The 22,693-nt window shown below is 58.4% G+C and carries 14 protein-coding genes; 13 read left to right on the forward strand and 1 reads right to left on the reverse strand.

Annotation, left to right across the window (positions count from 1 at the left end):
• The first annotated feature begins 82 nt into the window (after positions 1-82).
• The 3 genes from ACA057_RS02515 (at position 83) to ACA057_RS02525 (ending at position 9,903) form a co-directional block, all read left to right on the forward strand.
• Complete coding sequence (locus tag ACA057_RS02515; RefSeq protein ID WP_497345702.1) at positions 83-3,997, forward strand: dermonecrotic toxin domain-containing protein; 3,915 nt, start codon at positions 83-85, stop codon at positions 3,995-3,997.
• A gap of 178 nt (positions 3,998-4,175) precedes the next feature.
• Positions 4,176-5,144: a hypothetical protein gene (locus ACA057_RS02520; RefSeq protein WP_497345704.1), complete on the forward strand. Its 969-nt coding sequence runs from the start codon at positions 4,176-4,178 to the stop codon at positions 5,142-5,144.
• A gap of 4 nt (positions 5,145-5,148) precedes the next feature.
• Positions 5,149-9,903: an RHS repeat domain-containing protein gene (locus ACA057_RS02525; RefSeq protein ID WP_497345706.1), complete on the forward strand. Its 4,755-nt coding sequence runs from the start codon at positions 5,149-5,151 to the stop codon at positions 9,901-9,903.
• 60 nt (positions 9,904-9,963) lie between these two features.
• On the opposite strand, the gene queG is transcribed toward ACA057_RS02525, so the two are convergent.
• The gene (gene queG / locus ACA057_RS02530) at positions 9,964-11,034 is read right to left on the reverse strand and encodes a tRNA epoxyqueuosine(34) reductase QueG (RefSeq protein ID WP_497345708.1); all 1,071 of its coding nucleotides are present in this window, start codon (positions 11,032-11,034) and stop codon (positions 9,964-9,966) included.
• A gap of 63 nt (positions 11,035-11,097) precedes the next feature.
• Between queG and ACA057_RS02535 the strand changes: the two genes are divergently transcribed.
• From ACA057_RS02535 to ACA057_RS02580, 10 genes are all read left to right on the forward strand, one after another.
• Entirely contained in the window at positions 11,098-12,597 is a 1,500-nt protein-coding gene (locus tag ACA057_RS02535) for an NAD(P)H-hydrate dehydratase (protein WP_497345710.1), read from the forward strand.
• Positions 12,585-13,055 (forward strand): tRNA (adenosine(37)-N6)-threonylcarbamoyltransferase complex ATPase subunit type 1 TsaE, encoded by a 471-nt coding sequence (gene tsaE / locus ACA057_RS02540; RefSeq protein ID WP_059405818.1) that lies wholly within the window; start codon positions 12,585-12,587, stop codon positions 13,053-13,055. Before ACA057_RS02535 ends, tsaE begins: the two co-directional genes overlap by 13 nt.
• Positions 13,056-14,483, forward strand: coding sequence for an N-acetylmuramoyl-L-alanine amidase (locus ACA057_RS02545; RefSeq protein ID WP_401362528.1), 1,428 nt, complete (start codon positions 13,056-13,058; stop codon positions 14,481-14,483).
• The gene (mutL, locus tag ACA057_RS02550) at positions 14,480-16,390 is read left to right on the forward strand and encodes a DNA mismatch repair endonuclease MutL (protein ID WP_497345713.1); all 1,911 of its coding nucleotides are present in this window, start codon (positions 14,480-14,482) and stop codon (positions 16,388-16,390) included. The genes ACA057_RS02545 and mutL overlap by 4 nt, the downstream gene beginning before the upstream one ends.
• A complete protein-coding gene (gene miaA, locus ACA057_RS02555; RefSeq protein WP_401362539.1) occupies positions 16,390-17,361 on the forward strand; it encodes a tRNA (adenosine(37)-N6)-dimethylallyltransferase MiaA in 972 nt (323 codons plus the stop codon). The genes mutL and miaA overlap by 1 nt, the downstream gene beginning before the upstream one ends.
• Positions 17,362-17,455: 94 nt before the next feature.
• Positions 17,456-17,716, forward strand: a complete 261-nt coding sequence (gene hfq, locus ACA057_RS02560; protein WP_057397732.1) for an RNA chaperone Hfq — start codon at positions 17,456-17,458, stop codon at positions 17,714-17,716.
• Between the two features lie 12 nt (positions 17,717-17,728).
• Positions 17,729-19,030, forward strand: a complete 1,302-nt coding sequence (gene hflX / locus ACA057_RS02565) for a ribosome rescue GTPase HflX (protein ID WP_059405814.1) — start codon at positions 17,729-17,731, stop codon at positions 19,028-19,030.
• A 96-nt stretch (positions 19,031-19,126) separates the two neighbouring features.
• Positions 19,127-20,299 (forward strand): FtsH protease activity modulator HflK, encoded by a 1,173-nt coding sequence (gene hflK / locus ACA057_RS02570; protein ID WP_059405813.1) that lies wholly within the window; start codon positions 19,127-19,129, stop codon positions 20,297-20,299.
• Positions 20,299-21,168 carry a protease modulator HflC gene (gene hflC / locus ACA057_RS02575; protein WP_059405812.1) on the forward strand — a complete coding sequence of 290 codons (870 nt, stop codon included), beginning with the start codon at positions 20,299-20,301 and terminating at the stop codon, positions 21,166-21,168. The genes hflK and hflC overlap by 1 nt, the downstream gene beginning before the upstream one ends.
• Before the next feature lie 315 nt (positions 21,169-21,483).
• Positions 21,484-22,671 (forward strand): ATP phosphoribosyltransferase regulatory subunit, encoded by a 1,188-nt coding sequence (locus tag ACA057_RS02580; RefSeq protein WP_007939588.1) that lies wholly within the window; start codon positions 21,484-21,486, stop codon positions 22,669-22,671.
• Positions 22,672-22,693 lie beyond the last annotated feature (22 nt).

A 22,693-nucleotide genomic window follows, 5' to 3' on the forward strand; every position in this document is an offset into this window, starting at 1 on the left:
TGTGAGTGCGGTAATTATGTAGGCATTTATGAGTAGATAGTTCAATAAGCTGCGCTTTTAATTCGGCTTAAAGACTACCTATATGTTTGACATACCCGCGCAGCAACCCCATGGCAACCGTCATCAACAGTTCATTGAAGAAAAGATCCCCCACTGGCTGATTCGCGCTTCGCCAGACAGGCGCATGTCGTTGAAGCGCACTGCCGTGGCGATTCCTGAATGGTACAAGACCGCCTCGGCGGCTTCTCACTTGGCGCTGGCACAAGCCATCAAGGCGAGTTGGGTCTCGCAAACCAGGGTTGATCGGGCGTTTGAGCGGCTGGCAAATGTCCGTCAGTTTGCAGAGCCCCTGCTTCGACAGGCATTGAACGAACGTTTCGCCATTGAAGTGGATGTCACCAGGGTCTATCTGAAGCTCTATCGGCCCACCGGTATTTTAGCGGGCTATCAAGTTAAGACTCTTTCCTTGCTGGATGCAGCCTTGCACAACTTTGAGGCAAAGGAAGAAGGTACTCACTACTTCGATGCAGCTTCCTGTTTTATCAGCGAACCCAACATGTCAGGGCAGTTTGATGTGCTCGCTGTTAATCAATGCATGAGTGTCGGCGCTTTTATTTCGATGTGTCGTGAACTGGACATCGGTGGCCAGTACACCCAGCAACTGGAGACGTTGTTATTGCCCAAGGATGCTGTCGCCAGGGCAGTGCTGGAACTCTATGTAAAGACCAGCCAGAAAGACGCGTTCAGGGCTGCGATACTCCTGGCTCGCATGAAAGGGGATATCGGCCTTCATTCGCACGCCTCTTTGTTACATCTGCTCGATGGCGGCACCAAGCCTGCCTTGGGGGCGCCGGTTTTGCAGTGCCATCAATTGCAGGTCATGAAGGCGGAGTTGACCGGGATCTTGCTGCTGGCCGGTGATCTGGAGCGTGCTTCCAGGGTAGAGCCGGTGCTCGTGTACATCCCCGATGATCCGCAGCATCCGATCAAAGAGTACCCGTCGACGGCTGCTTTCAGGGCAGAGTTGGCAAGCCGGTTGCGCTCTGCGGACTACCAGCGTTTTTTTGCCCGGTTCGTCGCTCATGAGCAGCGCGGTTATTTTTTTGCTGCTCTCAACGATCCTTTGACCGTGATGAAGTGGGACTCGCGAACGGTTCATGGCGATCCGTGGACCTGGTTGTATCAGCAAAAACTCAACAAGATTCTCAACGACGCCCGTGTCATTGCCGTACCTACCGCGGATGAAGACCGCAAATCTCGCTGGGAAACCTGGGACAGTCTGGAAAAAATCGCCTCGATCGTTCTGCAGGTCGCGACCCTGGTGGCGGTGCCCTTTGTGCCGTTTCTAGGCGAATTGATGTTGGCGTACACCGCCTACCAGCTATTGGACGAGGCCTGTACCGGTATTCTGGATTGGGCCGAAGGGCAGGTGGTCGAGGCATCCGATCACCTGCTGGCCATCGCTGAAAATCTCGCGCAACTGGGCGTGTTCGCGGTGGCTGGTGCGGTGGCCGGGAAGGTGCTCGCTATCAAACCCTCGACCTTTGTCGACAGTCTCAAGCCCGTCGTGCTGGAAGATGGCCGGACGCGACTGTGGAATCCTGATCTGAAGCCTTATGAGCACGATGCTTCATTGCCAGCCGGTTCCGTGCCGGACGAACTGGGTTTGCATCAACACGGGGGGGCGACGTTCCTGCCGCTCGAAGGCAGTTTGTACGAGGTGGGCACCGGGCCAGGCGAAAGTGCCCGGCACGTCCGTCATCCGCAACGGCCAAACGCCTACCGACCAAGGCTCACGCACAACGGTGCCGGGGCCTGGGCGCATGAAGTCGACCGTCCCATGGAATGGCAAGGCGCACAACTGTTTCGTCGTTTGGGTCATTCAGTGGCCGAGTTCTCCGATGGCACCGCTCGACGCATCCTGGAAGTCAGCGGCATTGATGAAGCCGTACTGCGTGACATGCACGTTCACTCTCGGCGTCCGCCGGCTTTGCTTGAAGACAGCATTCGGCGATTCAGACTTGATGAGCAGATCAAGATGTTCCGTGCGCAGCTGCAAAGTCCGGATCCGGCTGTGTACACAAAAGCTGATCTACAGTTGCAAGTTCAGCTGCTGGAAACGCAAGGTATCCGCGTACCTGAGAGCCGTTTGCGCAACGATAATGGGGTTCAAGGCATCGTTGAATCACTGGACGAAGCGACGCTGAAAAAACTGCTGGATGAAAGTCCGGCGTTTGGTGATTCATTGACGGGGATCGACGTTCGAACAGCGAGGTTGCGTTCGAAGATGGCCGATTGGGCCGAGGAACATCGTGGCGCCTTGTTCAAGGCACGTGAAGAGGCATTCGAACAGCGTGCTGAGACAGACACGCGGCAGCTACGCCGGATCTTCCCCGATCTGCCGAAAACGATCGCTCAAGAGCTATCGCGCAATGCCAGTGCGGCTGATCGCCTGCACATGCGCAATCACCCTGGAATAACGAAACGAATGGCGCACGAAGCGCTTTTCTATTTGCGAGAGGTGCGACTCAGCCGGGCGTGCGAAGGGCTTTACCTGGATTCTGTCACCAGCCTGGATAGCGACAGGCTGGCGCTGCACATGCTCGAAACACTGAACGGGTGGTCAGCCGATGTTCGTATCGAGATGCGTGACAGTCGTTTCGATGGGGCGTTGCTGGACAGTATCGGTCGCAGCGAGGCACCGCTGCGTAAAGTGCTGGTCAGGCAGGGTGGGCACTACCAGGCACACGATGGTTCCGGTGAGCAATTGCACGGGCTCGACACGCTATATGGTGCGGTGATGCATGCGCTTCCAGACGCGCAACGCCTGGCGTTGGGGTTACCCCATGTGGGGCAGTGGGCCGGACTGAAACAAATGCTCAGGCGACAACCGCTGCTGGATCGTCCCGTGGTGCGCGCATTGTTCGAGCAGCCACCGCTGGGGCCTGCCGTCCGTTCGCCCATGGGGCTGGCCGTGGGGCGTTCTGGTTACTTGTTAGGAGGGGAGGATCTCAAGCCAGCTCAGGCGCAAACCATCGCACAACGGCTTCGAGCCCTTTATCCAACGCTTTCTGAAGAGCAGATGGCGGCCTTGCGTAGGGAGCGACTGACCGGGGATCCCCTGCTGGCTATTGCCAGGCTGGAAAACGAACACGTTGTGCTGGTCAATGAGTTGGAGATGTGGAGCATTGATGTGCCGTCTGTTCATCCTCGCACCGGGGCGCCACTGACAGATGCTGAAATTGCCGTTCAGCGTCAGTGCAGACTGAGTTTCATGCAGGCCTTGCTGGACACGGCTACCCGTTACATCACGACGCTTGAGTTTGAACTGGACATTCTGGGTGGGCTGCCCGAATTGTCGGCCGATTTCAGCCATGTGCGCGAGTTGTCACTGAGCAGTTCCTCCCGTGCGGGAGGCCACGCTTTTTTCGCCAGCTTCCCGGGCGTTCGGTCCCTGACATTGTCTGGCTTCGCCCTTAAGGCTTTCCCCGTCGAGGTTTATCAAATGCGCGAGCTTGTTTCGTTGACGCTCGATGATTGTGATATCCGGCTCACCGAAGCCACTGTCGAAGGTTTGGCACACATCGAAGGTTTGACGCTTCTGGATTTGGAAAACAATCCGCTGGAATGGGCCCCCAATGTCGGCTACATGAAGCAGTTGGACAGTCTGTACTTGAAAAACACAGGGTTGACGACGGTTCCCTACGGAGTGTTCTCACTTGAGAGCCTGGCTTTCGCCGATTTGACATTCAATGAAATAACAATGTTGCCTGATGAGTTATTTGAAGTTTCCGATACACGCGAAGCCAACTACAACTTTCGAAATAATCCGTTGAGTGATGTGAGTAAGCAGCGGGTTGTCAGCTATATCGAAAGTGCCGGCGCTGACAGGAAGTTGCTCATCCAGGTCGATGACGAATGGGTTGCTGAACATGATGGGGGCGCAGAGTCTGAAGGGGAGGACAGCGGGGTGGAGAGCGCTGGAGAAGATGACTGAGCCGTTTTGGGTATATCAGTGTTGTGCGTTGGGTTCTTCAGAATAGGGGGGTTATGGTTTGTACATGTCTTGATTGTTTTTTTGAGTGGGACAGGGTTCTGATTTTTGTTATTTGTCTAGTCAGGAAGCCGCGCAACATTGAAGGCTGTGACTGCAATTAATGGAAAGAGTGAATCGCATGAGTGCTATGACTGAAGTAAAAGGTTTTACCCGCTTTAATGTAAGTTTTGATGCGTCGTCGGCGACTCAGTCGAAGAGCCTGTACGCCAATGGAAATATGCAGGTTCGTATATTGGTCACGCTCAGGGGTAAAGATAAAGACGGAAAGTCGGTGCCCCTGAGTCCGTCGGTTTTTCATACTGTCCGGCTCATTAATTACCGTACAGGCAAGGTGTTGCAGGGAGATTGGCAAGTGAGCGAACGACCTAACCAGTATTGGTATGCAATGTCGGGTTCCGAAGCAACGCAGGCCCCTCTGGAAAGTGTCGAGCCTGACATTACGGTTCTTGAGTATTGGGTTTCTTCAACGGTGGTGGATACCGTACACGTAGGTGCGTCGGTAGTTCTGAACGACAGGGTAATCAGGACCAATAACACGACCGTGGGCGACAAACATGACAGCAGTGTCACCCTGGTCGCCGAGGCCCCTGTGACTTACTCCATGGATGATTTCAAGTTAGGACGCGTGCGCAGCGAAGGCAGATGGAATCACGAAATTTTTCACTGCTATCTGGGTTTGTATCCAGCAGGTCGTCAACTCAGGCTGGTGGACTGGTCGGCAGCTGACGATGGCCATCACTACAGGCTGACAAGGACTGTATTTGATGCCTATGGCGGATATATCGACAATGATTATCGCTGGTATGTGGATTGTAAGTTGGCAGCGGTGGAAGATAAGGAGGTCGTCATGGTGCTCCCACCCGCAGAGGGCGAACGATCTCACGAAGTTTACAATATAGAGGTTAATGACAGAGACGGTGAGCTCTCCATCATTCGTGGTGTGGGCGAGTCTTTTTCTTCCGATTCTTATGCGAATCGGGGCATTTTTGGTTTTACCGCTTATGACGCTTATGGTACGGCGCATAAATTGCGAATACGGCCGGATTTTGATGTGCGGCCGGCTGACTTCATTTTGGAGCGGGGTTGATTTAATGCAAGCTCAGCAAACAAATTCCTTGTACTCCAATGCGTTTAATTTTAGTAGTTTTCTACAAGGGGGGGTTGACCACAGAACCGGGATATACACCTTTTCATTATCGTTGGGTGAGATAACCTCTGGAAGTGCAAACGGACCTTCGTTGGGTGTTGTACTTCAGTTTAATCCGTTAAATGCGGTGAATGTCGGTTTTGGAACTGGCTGGTCAATCGCTTTGTCGCGTTATGACACATTAAATAAAATCATGACGTTGCCGACAGGCGAGCGCTATAAAGCAACAGAGCTTGAGTCGAGTTTGATATTTGCAGAGCAAAAACTCGACACCGTCAAAGTGACCAGGCCCGATGTCGATCATTTTCAGCTGCTCAATAAAAACGGGACGCGGGAAACGCTGGAAGTGTATGAGCAAAGCGGTATTGCGGTGCCCGTGCAGATCATGGCGGCCAACGGGGCAAGTATCTTCCTCCGATATGTCACCTTCAACGACCAGCCAGTGCTGAGAGAGGTGAGAGACACGCAGCGTTTACTATTGGACGTTGTGACAAGTGACAGTCAGGTCACGCTCACTCGGTACCCGGGAACGATAGAGGAGACCCACATTACCTTGTCTCTGACAGATGAGCGCATTTCAACCATTCGCTTGCCCACTGGCGAAAAATGGGAGTTGGAATACGAGATCGTTGGTGGTCTCAGTTGCCTCACTCAAGTCAATTCACCGCTGGGCGGGCGGGAAGTCATCAGCTATACCGAGGATCGGCACTTCTTTCCGCCCCTGGCCCCTATGCAGTCAATGCCGTGTGTCAGCTCTCATACGGTGTACCCGCAACACGATCAGCCAGCCATCCTGACTGAGTATGCGTTCTCGGACGCCAATTTCTTGGGTTTTGGTGGCGAATTCAACTGGTCCGAAGTGGGAGATAACCTGGATGCCGCCGCCCCTGACTATGTTTATACGTCGACCGAAAACCTGATGCTTGGCAAAAAGATTCATCATTCCACAGTGCGAACCTACAACAGATTTCACCTATTGCTGTCCCAGGTCACAACGTGTGCTGATGCAGTGACGTCAGAACTGATGGAATACCACCTGGAGTCCGGAAAGAGCCTTGCCGAGCAGCCGCCACAATTCCGTTTGCCGCGTGTGATGACTCGACGTTACGAGCACTCGGAGACCGGTATTTCTCGCGACGAAGTCACTCGTACGGAGTTCGACAGTTTCGGTAATTTGATCAAGCAGGCCGAACCCAGCGGTGTGATCACTGTTTCCGAGTTTTATCCGGTTACCGGGGGGGATGGATGCCCAGCCGACACTTCAGGTTTCATTCGTTACGTAAAACAGCGGACGATTGTTCCAGCAAACACTGAATTTGCCGCCAGTACGACGGTTACGCGTTTTCGCTACGCGCTCCATAAGGGCCTTGATGGTTCGCAGTGCCCCATGATTCTGCCTGTTGAGGAAAAGTTATATGAGCTGACCGATAAGGGTGAGGCGTTGCGTTCACGCTACGACTTGGCCTATTTCAACACGCCGCAAGACTCGACGCGCCATGGGCTGTTGAGTCATCGCACGCTTGAAATGAACGGCCTCAAGACTCGTTCCGAACATCAGTACAGTAGTGCTCGGGATGTTTTGACGCTGAGCGTCACCACGGTCGGATTTGAGGGTGCCAGCACGACTTCATCGCAGACATTTTCCGCGCTGAACGGAATGAAGCGCTCCGAACGAAGTGAAGACGAAGGCGTGACCCGGTACCAATACGATGCCATTGGACGGATCGTGAGCACGACCGTCTCGGCAGGTACCCCCTACGCCGCGACGAGCCATACGGTGTATCAAGCAGCCAGCGACGAAGCGCCGGCGACCGTGCGTTCAACCGATCTGGCAGGCGTTTTACAACAGACTGGCTACGACGGTCTCGGACGAGTCATCGGGATCGAAGAGCAGGATTGCGATAACCCTGATGAAGCAGCCATGAACCATACGCGCGTCATCTTCGCCGCGCGCCACGACGGTCTCGGACGACTGGTAGAACAAACGCACACTGACTGGTGGCAGGGGGTTGCCCGGCCGATGACAACCACTTTTGACTACGATGACTGGGGGCAGGTCAAAACCACGACCCATGCTGACGGGCGCAAAGAGCATCGCACTTACGATCCGGTGTCACGAACCGAGACGTATTGGTTCGAAGGCATGAGCAAATCCGTCACCCGCTTCAATGATTTCGGTAAACCGGACACTGTCGAAGCGTTCAACCTCGAAGGTGAAAGCCTGGGCAAGATCGTTCATGGTTATGACGGGTTGGGTCGAGCGGCCAGTCAGACGGATGCGGTTGGCAACAGGACGACGTTTGGGTACGACGTGTTCAATCGACTGTGCCGAAGCGAATTGCCGGACGGGCACATCGTGGAAACCGAGTTCGCAATTCACAGCCCCGAGCCGCTGCCCACCCGGATGGAAGTGTCTGGTCAACGCCTTGGGCAGCAAACGTTCGATGGGCTGGGCCGTTTGACTGCAAGCACCATCGGTGGGCGCACGTGCAGTGCCGGCTACGAGGCGGGGTCCGGGCAGCCGGCCTGGCAAAAAAGCGCTAGTGGTGAGAGGGTCGAGTTTGATTACGCACGCGACTTCGGTGGGCGACTGATGCAACGCAAGGCGACTGGATCAGTCGCCAGTTACACCTATAGCCCGGTGCACGGACAGCCCACGAGCTGCATAGAGCAAGGGCGTGAAACCCATTTCGAGTATTACCCTTCCGGCCGACTCAAAAATGAGACCACTGTCGGCGCCCAACACCAGACAGCCTCTTATACCTACTCATTCGGCGGCCGACCCCTGACCTATACCGATGTGCTGGGCAATGAACACAAAACCGGCTACGACGAATGGGGGCGAGCAAATTCATTTGAGCAGGGTGCGCTGAAAGCAGACTTGGTCTACGGCGCCTTGGGCTTGCTGGAGCGCATAGATTCCCAGGACAGGCAAACCGGACGCTCCCTGGAGACCCGTTTGGCCTACGACGATCTGGGGCGAGAAACATCGCGCACGTTTGTGATCGATGGGGTCGCCACGCAAACCCTGACATCGAGTTATACCCTGGCCGGAAAGCTGGCGCAGAAGGTGCTCAGCAGCGGTGAAGAGGTGCTGCGCGACGAGTACTTCACTTACGATCAACGAGGCCGGCTCAGTGGCTACACCTGTGACGGGGCGCAACGAGCACGCGATCCTTACGGTAAAGAGATCATCAGCCAGCGCTATGTGTTCGATGCGCTGGACAATATTGTCACTGTGCGCACCGAGTTTCCCGGCGGCGACAACCTCGCGACGTTCACCTATGGCACTGTTGATCCGACCCAACTGCTCGAGGTTCGCCATTCCCACACCGATTATCCCGCCCCCGTCACACTGCATTACGACGCTGACGGCCAAATGATCAAGGACGACCTGACACGTTCGCTCAGCTACGACCCACTTGGCCGGCTAACGCGAATCGCCACTGCGACAGGCGCGGTGATCCGCGATTATCACTACGACGCGCGCGATCGCCTGGTTGAGCTGTCTGGGCCGGCGGGTTCTCTTGCCCAACGCTTCTATCATGAAGGGCGCGTCATCAATGAGATCAATGGCAAGGACTTGCGCACCTGCTGGCGCCAGTCCGGCCTGCTGCTGGGCGAGCAGCGATCGGACGTTGGCGTTCAGCAGATCGGTACGGACCTGCAGCAAAGCGTCTTAACCTTCGTGGCGGGTACGCAGCGGAGCGAAATTGCCTACAGTCCCTACGGATTTCGTCCTGCGGAGGGCGGGGTGTTCAGCCTGGCAGGTTTCAATGGTGAGCAACTCGATCCGCTGACCGGCCTGTACCTGTTGGGCAATGGGTATCGGGCCTACAGCCCGACATTGATGCGCTTTCTCAGCCCGGACAACCTGAGCCCGTTTGGTGCTGGGGGGCTGAATCCATACGCCTACTGCCTCGGCGACCCGATTAATCGGGTTGATCCGACCGGACACGTTTCCTGGCAGTCTGTTTTGGGAGTTGGTCTTTCGATATTCAGCATCGCGGCGAGCATCCTGACCTTTGGTGCCGCGACGCCGCTGGCGATCGCGAGCCTCACGTTAGCGTTGGCTTCCGGGATTACGGGCATCGCGAGTGCAGTTGCGCACGAGGTTGCGCCGCAATCGGTGTTGGGTGACATCCTTGGCTATGTAAGTCTTGGGCTGGGTGTGGCATCTGCTGTCGCCGGCGTCGGGGCTACGCTTCAGGGGGCCAGCAAGGTCGCTGGAAAGCTCAGGGTCCCGTTAAGCAGTGATTCCGCAGGGGCTGCACGGGCGATGAGAAGCGGGATGAGCGGCAGAGCGATGGCTGGGTCATCCGCCGGGGCCGCGAGGGCTGGATCATCCATCCAGGCCGCAGAAACGACCGCTGCAAAGTGGACTTACACGACGCAGCGCAATCTTTCGGGTTTCGAAATGTTGGAGGGGTCGTCTCGCGATCGTTTCTTCCAGTTCAAAAATATTATCAGGGACCTTGGTTTACCCCCGGAAGATGCCGCTATGCAGGTCGGCAAACACACCAAGTTCCGCGAGATGATCAAGTTCGATGCAAGCAAAACCGATAGGGCAACGGGACTCAATCCGACGGGGTTCACCGAGATCAGACTCAACGGAGGTCTTCGGCTTTTTTTCTTCGCCAACAGGGACTCGCGGGTTGTGACGCTTCACAAGATCAGCCATACAGTAAAAGGTTCTTAAAGCAGCGGACAGGGCAGGAGATATTGATGCAAGACAGCCCCAGGCAGGCTTCTGTTTACGCTAAGCGCTGCGGGTAAGGTGTTGTCGCAACGCCCACTCCACATGCTCCCTGACCATTTCCGACGGATAATCCCGTCGCGCCTTCAACGCTTCCAGCACCGGAATCGTTGAAGGCGCATTCCCCAATCCCACTGCCAGATTGCGCAGCCAGCTTTCGTAACCTGCACGCCGCAGCGGCGAGCCTTCGGTGTTGCCGAGAAACGTGTCCTCGTCCCACATGAACAGTTCGGCCAGTTCGGCGTTGTCAAGGTTGTGCCGGGGCTTGAAGTCGCTTTCGCCGGAGGGGCGGGCGAAGCGGTTCCATGGGCAGACGATCTGGCAGTCATCGCAGCCGAATACCCGATTGCCAATCAGCGCTCGCAGGTCTTCGGGGATGGCGCCTTTGAGTTCGATGGTCAGGTAGGAAATACAGCGCCGGGCGTCCAGTACATAGGGGCCGACGAAGGCGTTGGTCGGGCAAATGTCGAGGCACGCGGTGCAGCGGCCGCAATGTTCGGTGGCGTGCGGCGGGTCAACCGGCAGCGGTAAATCGACGAACAGTTCGGCGAGGAAGAAATAGCTGCCGGCCTTGCGATTCAAGACCAGGGTGTTTTTGCCGATCCAGCCCAGGCCGGCCTTTTCCGCGATGGCTTTTTCCAGCACCGGGGCGCTGTCGACAAAGGCGCGGTAGCCAAAGGGACCGATGACGGTCTGAATCTTTTCGGCCAGATGTTGCACGCGCTTACGAATTAATTTGTGGTAATCGCGGCCCAAGGCATAACGCGAGACGTAGGCTTTTTCCGGTTGGGCCAGCAATTGCGCCATTTTGGTGTCGCCCGACAGGTAGTCCATGCGCAACGAAACCACGCGCAAAGTGCCCGGCACCAGTTCTTCCGGGTGCGAGCGTTTGCTGCCGTGGGCGCCCATGTAGTCCATTTCGCCGTGGTAGCCGGCTTCGAGCCAGCGCTCCAGGTGCTGCTCATGCTCGGCCAGGTCGAGGCCGCTGATGCCGACTTGCTGGAAACCCAGCTCACGACCCCAATCCTTAATGGATTGGGCGAGGGCGGGCAGGTCTGTGGTAATAGCAGGCATGAGGCGAGAGAAACCGGAGCTGAGGTGCGTATAATTCTGCCAGACATCGGAGCCCGAAGACGCATGCCGCACACTAAAGATGAATTACCCGACGCGCTGTACAGCGCCGCGCAAGTCCGTGGGCTCGATGCGAGCCTGATCGCGGCCGGCACACCGGGCTTCGAATTGATGCAGCGCGCAGCCCATGCGACCTGGCGGGCGTTGGTCCGTCAATGGCCGACAGCCCATGAACTGACGGTGCTGGCCGGCCATGGCAACAACGCCGGTGACGGCTATCTGGTGGCGGTACTGGCCCGGCGGGCCGGGTGGTCGGTCCGACTGCTGGCTGCTGGCAATCCTCAGCGTTTGCAGGGCGATGCGGCGTTGGCGCATGCCGAGGCCGTCGCCGAGAACGTTACAATCGAAAGCTGGACCGCGCAGGCGCAATTGCGCGGCGTCGTGTTGGATGCCTTGCTGGGCACCGGCCTGACCGGTGAAGTGCGCGAGCCCTACGCCAGCGTCATCGCGTCGATCAATGCCAGCGGTTTGCCAGTGGCGGCGGTGGATATCCCTTCAGGGCTGTGCGCCGACACCGGTCGCAGGCTCGGTTCTGCGGTGCGAGCCGACCTGACCGTGACGTTCATCGGTTTGAAACTGGGGCTTTTCACCGGTGATGCGGCAGACGTGGTCGGCGAACTGGTCTTCAACGACCTGCAAGCACCACCGGAATTATTCGATGGGGCGCCATTCACGGCGCGTCGTCTGACGGCCTGTAACCTGCCACGCCTCGCATCCCGGGCGCCCGCTTCGCACAAAGGCAAGTTCGGTCATGTCCTGTTGATCGGCGGTGATCGCGGTTTTGGTGGCGCGATCCTGCTGAGCGCGCAAAGTGCGCTGCGCAGTGGGGCCGGCATGGTGTCCCTGGCGACTCGCAGTGAACATATTTCCGCTGCCTTGACGCGGGTGCCCGAAGCCATGGTGCTGGGGACTTCGTCGGCCAATCAATTGATGGGCCTGCTGGAGAAGGTCAGCGTGCTGGTCGTCGGCCCGGGGCTTGGTCAAGCGGCATGGGGACGTAGTCTGTTGTCGGCCGCGGCTAACGCACCGCTGCCACAAGTCTGGGACGCGGATGCGTTGAATCTCCTGGCCCGCGAACATGTGAGCTTGCCCAAGGACTGTGTGATCACCCCGCACCCCGGCGAAGCGGCGCGGTTGCTGGGGATATCGACGGCCGAGGTTCAGGCGGATCGTCCCGCGGCCGCACACGCGTTGAGCAAAAAATACACCGCCGTGGTGATTCTGAAAGGCGCCGGCAGCCTGATCGCCAGCCCCGATGGGCGTTTGGCGGTGTGTCATCAGGGCCATCCGGCCATGGCCACTGCCGGTTTGGGCGATGTGCTGGCCGGTCTGGTCGGCGCCTTGCTGGCCCAGGGTATGCCGGCGTTCGAGGCCGCCAGCCTGGCGGTCTGGCTGCACGCCAATGCCGGCGCGCAACAAGGTAAATCGGGCCGTGGACTGGCGGCCAGTGATCTGATCCCAGCCATTCGTCAGTTATTGGAGGAGCAAGCACCGTGTCTGAAGTAACCCTATACCTGGCTGATGAAGAGGCGATGACCGCGTTTGGCGCACGCATCGCACAAACCACTGAAGGGCACGGTCTGATTTTTCTCGAGGGGGACCTGGGGGCGGGTAAAACCACGCTGTCCCGCGGCATCATCCGGGGCCTGGGGCATGTGGGAGCGGTAAAAAGCCCGACCTTTACCCTGGTCGAGCCCTACGAGATCGGCGATATCCGCGCCTTCCATTTCGACCTCTATCGCCTGGTCGATCCCGAAGAGCTGGAGTACCTCGGCATCCGTGATTACTTCGAAGACGACGCGTTGTGCCTGATCGAATGGCCCCAGAAGGGTGCAGGCTTTTTGCCAAAGCCCGACCTGACCATTACCATTAGCCCGCAAGACAGCGGGCGTTCGCTGAAAATTTTATCCCAGGGCTCGCGTGGCGAGTCGTGGTGTGCCGCTTTGGCATTGGAATCCAATTAAATGATGGGGTTAGGTATGCGCTTTCGCGCGTTGGTTGCTGCCGTAGGGGTGTTGTTTTTGGCGGTGACCGTCGACGCTGTGGCCGAGACGAAGGTCAACAGTGTTCGCCTGTGGCGGGCGCCGGACAACACACGACTGGTGTTTGACCTGACCGGCCCCGTCCAGCACAGTGTTTTTACCCTGAGCTCCCCCGATCGGCTGGTGATCGACATCAATGGTGCCAGTCTTGGCGCGCCTTTGAACGTCAACAGCTCGAACACCCCGATCACCGCGATGCGCTCGGCTCAGCGTACGCCGACCGACCTGCGGGTGGTCATCGACCTGAAAAAAGCCGTCACGCCGAAAAGTTTTACCCTGGCGCCGAATGCCCAGTACGGCAATCGCCTGGTGGTCGACCTGTTCGATAACCCCGCCGACGCAGCGCCAATCCCGCCGCCGACCAACGTCGCGACGGTGGCCCCGGTCCCGGTCACTCCGGTGGAGCCGGCGGTCAAGCTGCCGCCCGCACCGGCCGGCAAGCGCGACATCATTGTGGTGATCGACGCCGGCCACGGTGGCGAAGACCCGGGCGCCTCGGGTTCTCGCGGTCAGCGTGAGAAAGACGTGGTGCTGGCCATCGCCCGCGAATTGCAGCGTCAGGTCAACGGCATGAAAGGCTTCCGCGCCGAACTGACCCGTACCGGCGACTACTTCATCCCGTTGCGCGGCCGTACCGAAATTGCCCGCAAGAAGGGCGCCGACCTGTTCGTGTCGATCCACGCCGACGCCGCGCCTTCCGCCGCTGCGTTTGGTGCGTCAGTGTTCGCGTTATCCGATCGCGGCGCGACGTCCGAGACCGCCCGTTGGCTGGCCGACAGTGAAAACCGTTCCGACTTGATCGGTGGTGCCGGCAACGTCAGCCTCGATGACAAGGACCGCATGCTGGCAGGCGTACTGCTCGATTTGTCGATGACGGCGTCCCTGACGTCCAGCCTCAACGTCGGCCAGAAGGTGCTGACCAACATTGGCCGTGTCACGCCACTGCACAAACAGCGCGTGGAGCAGGCCGGGTTCATGGTGCTGAAATCGCCGGACATTCCGTCGATCCTGGTGGAAACCGGGTTCATCTCCAACGCCAACGAAGCCTCGAAGCTTGCCGCAGCGAACCACCAGCAGGCGCTGGCGCGTTCGATCAGCAGCGGCGTGCGCCAGTTCTTCCAGCAGAACCCACCGCCGGGCACCTACATCGCCTGGCTGCGTGATTCCGGTGGGATCGCCCAAGGACCGCGTGACCATCGGGTCAATCCCGGCGAGACGCTGGCGATGATTGCCGTGCGCTATCAGGTGTCTCCGGCCACGCTGCGCAGCGCCAACAAGCTGTCGAATGATGAGCTCAAGGTCGGTCAGCACTTGACCATTCCTGGCACTGAACTGGCGGCCAAAGAATGAACCAGGTGTTGACCAACACGTCGCGCATCGAGCTGCTCAGCCCACGGCTGGCGAACCAGATTGCCGCCGGCGAGGTGGTTGAACGCCCGGCGTCGGTGATCAAGGAGCTGCTGGAAAACAGCCTCGACTCCGGCGCCAGGCGTATTGATGTCGACGTCGAACAGGGCGGCGTCAAGCTGCTGCGGGTGCGCGACGATGGCAGTGGCATTTCTGCCGATGACTTGCCGCTGGCCCTGGCGCGTCACGCCACCAGCAAGATCCGCAACCTCGAAGACCTTGAACAAGTCATGAGCCTCGGGTTTCGTGGTGAGGCACTGGCGTCGATCAGTTCCGTGGCGCGCCTGACTCTGACCTCGCGCACAAAAGATGCCGATCAGGCCTGGCAGGTCGAGACCGAAGGCCGGGACATGGCGCCGCGCGTGCAGCCGGCCGCCCATCCGGTGGGCACGTCGGTGGAAGTGCGTGACCTGTTTTTCAACACCCCGGCGCGGCGCAAGTTTCTCAAGACCGAGAAAACCGAATTCGATCACCTGCAAGAAGTGATCAAGCGCCTGGCGCTGGCGCGTTTCGATGTGGCGTTCCATCTGCGCCATAACGGCAAAACCATTCTCAGCCTGCACGAGGCCCACGATGACGCGGCCCGGGCCCGGCGAGTGGCGGCGATCTGTGGCTCGGGTTTTCTGGAGCAAGCGCTGCCGATCGAAATCGAGCGTAACGGCTTGCACCTGTGGGGTTGGGTCGGGTTGCCGACGTTCAACCGCAGCCAGGCGGATTTGCAGTACTTCTTCGTCAACGGCCGTGCGGTGCGCGACAAGCTGGTGGCCCACGCGGTGCGCCAGGCGTACCGTGACGTGCTGTTCAACGGCCGGCACCCGACGTTCGTGCTGTTTTTCGAAGTCGACCCAGCGGGCGTCGACGTCAACGTGCACCCGACCAAGCACGAAGTTCGCTTCCGTGACGGGCGCATGGTCCACGATTTCCTCTACGGCACCTTGCACCGCGCCTTGGGCGATGTGCGCCCGGAAGATCATCTGGCGGCGCCTGTGGCGACGGCCATCGTTCGGCCTACCGGCATCGACGCCGGCGAATTCGGCCCGCAAGGCGAAATGCGCCTGGCGGCCAACGCACTGCTTGAGCAGCCTCAGCCACAGCCCGCCTTTAATACGGCGGCAGGTTCGGGCGCTGGCGCCGGTTATCAATATCAGTACACGCCTCGGCCTCAGTCCGGCGTTCCCGTCGCCGAAGCTCAGGCCGCCTACCGCGAGTTCTTTGCGCCGTTGCCCGAAGCCAATGCCGTGGCACTGCCGGCCGGGCAGGACGACATCCCGCCGCTGGGTTACGCGCTGGCGCAGCTCAAGGGCATCTACATACTTTCGGAAAACGCCCAAGGCCTGGTGCTGGTGGACATGCACGCCGCGCACGAGCGGATCATGTACGAACGCCTGAAAATCGCCATGGCCAGCGAAGGATTGAGCGGTCAGCCGCTGCTGGTGCCGGAATCCCTCGCAGTCAGTCAGCGTGAAGCCGATTGCGCCGAAGAGCACGTCGCCTGGTTCCAGCGCCTGGGTTTTGAATTGCAGCGCCTGGGCCCGGAATCCCTGGCGATCCGGCAGATTCCGGCGTTGCTCAAGCAGGCCGAAGCCAATCGACTGGTCAGCGACGTACTCGCGGACCTGATGGAATACGGCACCAGCGACCGCATTCAGGCGCACCTGAACGAACTGCTCGGCACCATGGCCTGTCACGGCGCGATTCGTGCGAATCGGCGCCTGGCCTTGCCAGAAATGAACGGTCTGCTGCGCGATATGGAAAACACCGAGCGCAGCGGTCAATGCAACCATGGCCGACCGACCTGGACCCAACTGGGTCTGGACGATCTGGACAAACTGTTCTTGCGCGGTCGTTGATGAGCCAGCTCCCTCCTGCGATTTTCCTGATGGGGCCGACGGCTGCCGGCAAGACCGATCTGGCCATCGAGCTCACCAAAGTCTTGCCTTGCGAGCTGATCAGCGTCGATTCGGCGCTGGTCTATCGCGGCATGGACATCGGCACCGCCAAGCCTTCGAAAGCGCTTTTGGCTGAATTCCCGCACCGTCTGATCGATATTCTCGACCCGGCAGAGAGCTATTCGGCCGCTGATTTCCGTCGTGACGCCCTTGAAGCCATGGCCGAGATCACCGCGCGCGGCAAAATACCGCTGCTGGTGGGCGGCACAATGCTCTATTACAAGGCTTTGGTCGAAGGTCTGGCGGACATGCCGGCAGCCGATCCCGAGGTCCGCGCGCAGATCGAAGAAGAAGCTGCACGCCTTGGCTGGCAGGCCCTGCACGAGCAATTGGCGGTGATCGACCCGGAATCTGCGGCGCGTATTCATCCGAACGATCCCCAGCGCCTCAGTCGAGCACTGGAAGTTTATCGGGTCAGCGGTCAGAGCATGACCGCACTGCGTTTGCAACAATCTGCGCAAAGTACTGAAGCAGCCGCTTCGGGACGCCAACAATTGCCCTATACTGTCGCGAACTTGGCGATTGCTCCGGCAAATCGACAGGTACTGCATGAGCGAATTAAACAAAGATTCACGCTAATGTTGGAACAGGGATTCATTGACGAGGTCGTAGCCCTGCGTAAACGAAGTGACCTGCACGCCGGGTTGCCGTCGATACGTGCAGTAGGCTACCGACAAGTCTGGGACTACCTGGATGGCAAGCTGACGCAAGCCGAGATGCAGGAGCGTGGAATCATTGCCACGCGCCAATTGGCGAAGCGCCAGTTCACCTGGCTGCGCAGTTGGGCTGATTTACACTGGTTGGACAGCCTGGATTGCGACAATCTGCCGCGCGCCTTGAAATACCTGGGGACCATCTCCATATTGAGCTGAGTCCTTGCAATTGCCGTCTATCCTTGGGGGTGTGACGGCCACAAGCCATCTGTTTACCTATTTTTTATATTGAATCCTTAAAGGAGTGCGGCACATGTCAAAAGGGCATTCGCTACAAGACCCTTACTTGAATACTTTACGTAAAGAGAAAGTTGGGGTGTCCATCTACCTGGTCAACGGGATCAAACTGCAAGGTACGATCGAGTCGTTCGACCAGTTCGTTATCCTGCTGAAAAACACCGTCAGCCAAATGGTTTACAAACACGCTATCTCTACAGTGGTGCCGGTTCGTCCAATTCGTCTGCCTAGCGCAACCGAATCCGAAGCCGGTGACACTGAGCCAGGTAACGCCTGATAGGAGTCTCCTTTGTTCTTTGAGCGCCACGGTGGTGGTGAGCGAGTGATCCTCGTTCACTTGGATGGACAGGACCCTGAGGCGCGCGAAGATCCGCAGGAGTTTCAGGAATTGGCTAATTCGGCTGGCGCCGAGACCGTTGCGTTTTTTAACGTGCCGCGTCATCGGCCAACCGCCAAATTCCTGATCGGTAGCGGCAAGGTCGAGGAGTTACGCGACCTGGTTCATGCCGAAAAGGCAGATCTGGTGATCTTCAATCACATCCTCACGCCCAGTCAGGAACGTAACCTCGAACGTGTTTTCGAGTGTCGCGTGATCGACCGCACCGGTCTGATTCTCGATATTTTCGCCCAACGCGCCCGTACCCATGAAGGCAAGCTCCAGGTAGAACTGGCCCAGCTTGACCACATGAGCACCCGGCTGGTTCGTGGCTGGACTCACCTTGAGCGTCAAGGTGGCGGTATCGGCATGCGTGGCCCGGGTGAAACCCAGCTGGAAACCGACCGCCGTTTGCTGCGGGTTCGCTTGCGGCAGATCAAAGGCCGGTTGGAAAAAGTGCGCAGCCAGCGCGAACAGTCGCGACGCGGCCGTTCGCGTGCGGATATACCTACCGTGTCTTTGGTGGGGTATACCAACGCCGGTAAATCCACGCTCTTCAATAACGTGACGAAATCCGACGTGTACGCGGCTGACCAGTTGTTTGCCACGCTGGACCCGACCTTGCGCCGTCTGGAACTGGACGACCTGGGGCCGATTGTCCTGGCCGACACTGTGGGTTTCATCCGCCACTTGCCCCACAAGCTGGTCGAGGCATTTCGGTCTACCCTCGAAGAGTCGAGCAACTCCGACCTGCTGTTGCACGTGATCGATGCGGCCGAACCGGATCGCATGTTGCAGATCGAGCAGGTGATGGTGGTGCTGGGTGAGATTGGTGCCCAGGACTTGCCGATCCTAGAGGTCTATAACAAACTCGATTTGCTTGAAGGCGTTGAGCCACAAATCCAGCGTGACGAAAACGGCAAGCCTCAACGGGTCTGGCTTTCGGCGCGTGATGGCAGTGGACTGGAATTGCTTGAGCAAGCCATTGCCGAGTTGCTGGGCAGTGAGTTGTTTATCGGCACCTTGCGCTTGCCGCAACGTTTTGCTCGACTGCGTGCGCAGTTTTTCGAACTCGGTGCGGTACAGAAAGAAGAACACGACGAAGAAGGCATCAGCTTGCTGGCCGTTCGCTTGCCACGAATCGAGTTGAATCGATTGGTGAGCCGCGAAGGTTTGCAGCCGACTGAATTCATCGAGCAACACACTTTGCAATAAAAGCCTGAGAAAGCGGTTGTGCCGTGGTGACAGGCATTCTGTAGCATTGGTCGGCGCGCCGTGGGTGCGTCTTTGCTTTATCAGATGGAGAGCGCTATGGCTTGGAATGAGCCGGGTGGCAACTCGAATAATCAGGATCCTTGGGGTGGCAAACGCCGCAATAACGGCGACCGCAAGGGACCACCGGATCTCGACGAGGCCTTCCGAAAGCTGCAGGAAAGCCTGAACGGGTTGTTCGGTGGTGGTAAGAAACGGGGTGATGACGGCGGTGGTTCGGGCAAGAGTGGCGGCTTCGGCGGCATTCTTGGTGTCGTTCTCGTCGTGTTGGCGGCCGTTTGGCTGTACAGCGCGGTCTACGTTGTCGACGAGCAGGAGCAAGCCGTGGTGCTGCGCTTCGGCAAGTACTACGAAACCGTCGGCCCGGGTCTGAACATCTATTTCCCGCCGCTCGATCGCAAGTACCTGGAAAACGTCACGCGTGAGCGTGCCTATACCAAGCAGGGTCAAATGCTGACTGAAGACGAAAACATCGTCGAAGTGCCGCTGACCGTGCAGTACAAGATCAGCAACCTGCAGGACTTCGTGTTGAGCGTCGACCAGCCGGAAATCAGCCTGCAGCACGCGACTGAAAGTGCCTTGCGCCATGTGGTGGGTTCCACCGCGATGGACCAGGTGCTGACCGAAGGTCGTGAATTGATGGCCAGCGAAATCAAGGAGCGTCTGCAACGCTTCATGGATACCTATCGCACCGGCATCACCGTCACTCAGGTCAACGTACAGAGCGCAGCGGCACCGCGTGAAGTGCAGGAAGCCTTCGATGACGTGATCCGTGCCCGTGAAGACGAGCAGCGTTCGCGCAACCAGGCTGAAACCTATGCCAACGGTGTCGTGCCGGAAGCCCGTGGTCAGGCCCAGCGCATCATCGAAGATGCCAATGGTTACCGTGACGAAACCGTCTCGCGCGCCAAGGGTGAAGCAGATCGCTTCACCAAACTGGTGGCCGAGTACCGCAAGGCACCTGAAGTCACCCGTGAGCGTCTGTACCTGGACACCATGCAGGAAGTCTTCAGCAACACCAGCAAGGTGCTCGTGACCGGCAACAAGAATGGCCAGAGCAATCTGCTCTACTTGCCGCTGGACAAGATGGTCGAAAGTGGTCGCAACACCAGCACTTCGGTGACCGGTGCGGCAGCCAGCAGCAATGAAGCGAATGCGCGTGCAGCAGCTGATCTGCAGCAACAGCCAGCACGTACCAGGGAGAGTCGCTGATGAGCAATAAATCGCTGATCGCCCTTATTGTCGGCGTCGTCGTGGCGATCGCTGCCTGGAACTGCTTCTACATCGTGGCTCAGACCGAGCGTGCGGTGCTGCTGCAGTTCGGTCGCGTGGTCCAGGCTGATGTTCAGCCAGGCCTGCATGTGAAAGTGCCTTACGTTAACCAGGTGCGCAAATTCGACGCCCGCCTGATGACGCTGGATGCACCGACACAACGCTTCCTGACGCTGGAAAAGAAAGCCGTGATGGTCGATGCCTACGCCAAGTGGCGCGTGAAAGATGCCGAGCGCTTCTACACCGCAACGTCCGGCCTCAAGCAGATTGCCGACGAACGTCTTTCCCGTCGTCTGGAATCGGGCCTGCGTGACCAGTTCGGTAAGCGCACGCTGCACGAAGTGGTGTCCGGTGAGCGCGATGCGCTGATGACCGATATCACGGCGTCGCTGAACAAGATGGCGGAAAAAGAGCTGGGCATCGAAGTGGTCGATGTTCGGGTCAAGGCTATCGATCTGCCGAAAGAAGTGAACCGCAGTGTGTTCGAGCGTATGAGCTCCGAGCGTGAGCGTGAAGCTCGCGAGCACCGTGCCAAGGGTAACGAGCTGGCAGAAGGCATCCGTGCCGACGCTGATCGTCAACGCCGCGTGTTGCTGGCTGAAGCCTATCGTGAATCTGAAGAGGTTCGCGGTGATGGTGATGCCCAGGCCGCTGCGATCTACTCCAAGGCCTACGGCCAGGACCAGGAGTTCTACGGTTTCTACCGTAGCCTGCGCGCCTACCGTGAAAGCTTCGCGAACAAATCCGACGTCATGGTCCTGGACCCAAGCAGCGACTTCTTCCGTTACCTGGAAAAAGCCAAGCCTTGATACGGCGTTGACCTGAATCATCCCCCGCCTGGCGGCTAAAGCCTCGGGCGGGGTGATCCTTTGGGAAAACGTGTGTATGATGCGGCAGCCGGGAAATTCCCGGCTTTTTTGCGTCTGCACGTTTGATTGCGGTAGTCAGGCAAGACATCGAGTTGAATGACTCGACAGGTTTTTCGAGGAAAGTGGTTGGCGAAGCCGATATCAGGCTTTTCGCCACGTTGTTCTTGCGCGTGGTTTGTGCACGAACCGATCATTTTCTGCTTCACTCAAGGCTCGCCCAACGGCTTGCCGCCCGGATCATAGGGGAATGGCGTAATGGCAACGGTAGACCGCTGGCTGCTGCCAGATGGCATCGAAGAAGTACTGCCACCAGAAGCGGCGCGCATCGAAGTAGCGCGTCGCCAGGTGTTGGATCTGTTCCAGAGCTGGGGTTACGAGTTTGTCGTGACTCCCCATATCGAGTACCTGGAATCCCTGCTGACCGGCGCGGGCCAGGACCTCGATCTGCGTACCTTCAAGGTCATTGACCCGCAATCGGGTCGGCAGATGGGTTTCCGTGCCGACATCACGCCGCAAGTGGCGCGCATCGATGCGCACACCCTGCGTCGCGAAGGTCCGAGCCGTCTGTGCTACGCCGGCAGCGTGCTGCACGCTCAGCCACGGGCCTTGTCGTCCTCGCGCAGCCCGATTCAGCTGGGCGCCGAGTTGTACGGCGATGCCAGCCCGAGCAGCGACGTGGAAGTCATCAGCCTGATGCTGGCCATGTTGCAACTGGCCGATGTGCCGGATGTGCACATGGACCTCGGTCATGTCGGCATCTACCGCGGCCTGGCCCGCGCCGCCGGTTTGTCCGGTGAAGTTGAGCAACAGTTGTTCGATGCATTGCAACGCAAGGCGATCGACGAGGTCATTACCTTGACCGAAGGCTTGCCTGCCGATTTGTCGGGCATGCTGCGAGCGTTGGTGGATTTGTGTGGCGGCCGTGAAGTATTGAGCGCTGCCCGCGAGCGTCTGGCGAATGCGCCGGCGCCGGTTCTGGCCGCTCTGGACGACTTGCTGGCGATTGCCGAGCGTCTGTCCACGCGTTTCCCTGAATTACCGCTTTACTTCGACCTGGGCGAGTTGCGCGGCTACCACTACCACACCGGTGTGGTGTTCGCGGTGTTCGTTCCGGGTGTTGGCCAGTCCATTGCTCAGGGCGGTCGTTACGACGACATCGGCGCCGACTTCGGTCGCGCTCGTCCGGCAACCGGCTTCTCTACCGATTTGAAAACCCTGGTGACCCTGGGGCGTGCTGAGATCGAGTTACCGTCTGGCGGTATCTGGATGCCAGACAGTACGGATGCGGCACTCTGGCAGCAGGTTTGCCAGTTGCGCAGTGAGGGTCAGCGTGTCGTTCAGGCATTGCCTGGGCAACCTTTGGCCGCCGCCCGTGAAGCGGACTGCGACCGGCAATTGATTCAGCAGAACGGGCTTTGGCAAGTATCGCCACTGGCTTCTTGAGTTTTCCTGTCGGCCGCGGCCG

The organism is Pseudomonas sp. LBUM1661 (genome assembly GCF_059695925.1).

Excerpts from the sequence above, each read along its gene's own strand:
- ACA057_RS02580 (WP_007939588.1), top strand. The coding sequence starts at position 21,484 with ATGGCAACGGTAGACCGCTGGCTGCTGCCAGATGGCATCGAAGAAGTA.
- hflC (WP_059405812.1), top strand. The coding sequence starts at position 20,299 with ATGAGCAATAAATCGCTGATCGCCCTTATTGTCGGCGTCGTCGTGGCG.
- ACA057_RS02520 (WP_497345704.1), top strand. The coding sequence starts at position 4,176 with ATGAGTGCTATGACTGAAGTAAAAGGTTTTACCCGCTTTAATGTAAGT.
- ACA057_RS02515 (WP_497345702.1), top strand. The coding sequence starts at position 83 with ATGTTTGACATACCCGCGCAGCAACCCCATGGCAACCGTCATCAACAG.
- ACA057_RS02535 (WP_497345710.1), top strand. The coding sequence starts at position 11,098 with ATGCCGCACACTAAAGATGAATTACCCGACGCGCTGTACAGCGCCGCG.
- hfq (WP_057397732.1), top strand. The coding sequence starts at position 17,456 with ATGTCAAAAGGGCATTCGCTACAAGACCCTTACTTGAATACTTTACGT.
- hflK (WP_059405813.1), top strand. The coding sequence starts at position 19,127 with ATGGCTTGGAATGAGCCGGGTGGCAACTCGAATAATCAGGATCCTTGG.
- miaA (WP_401362539.1), top strand. The coding sequence starts at position 16,390 with ATGAGCCAGCTCCCTCCTGCGATTTTCCTGATGGGGCCGACGGCTGCC.
- ACA057_RS02545 (WP_401362528.1), top strand. The coding sequence starts at position 13,056 with ATGATGGGGTTAGGTATGCGCTTTCGCGCGTTGGTTGCTGCCGTAGGG.
- ACA057_RS02525 (WP_497345706.1), top strand. The coding sequence starts at position 5,149 with ATGCAAGCTCAGCAAACAAATTCCTTGTACTCCAATGCGTTTAATTTT.
- queG (WP_497345708.1), bottom strand. The coding sequence starts at position 11,034 with ATGCCTGCTATTACCACAGACCTGCCCGCCCTCGCCCAATCCATTAAG.
- mutL (WP_497345713.1), top strand. The coding sequence starts at position 14,480 with ATGAACCAGGTGTTGACCAACACGTCGCGCATCGAGCTGCTCAGCCCA.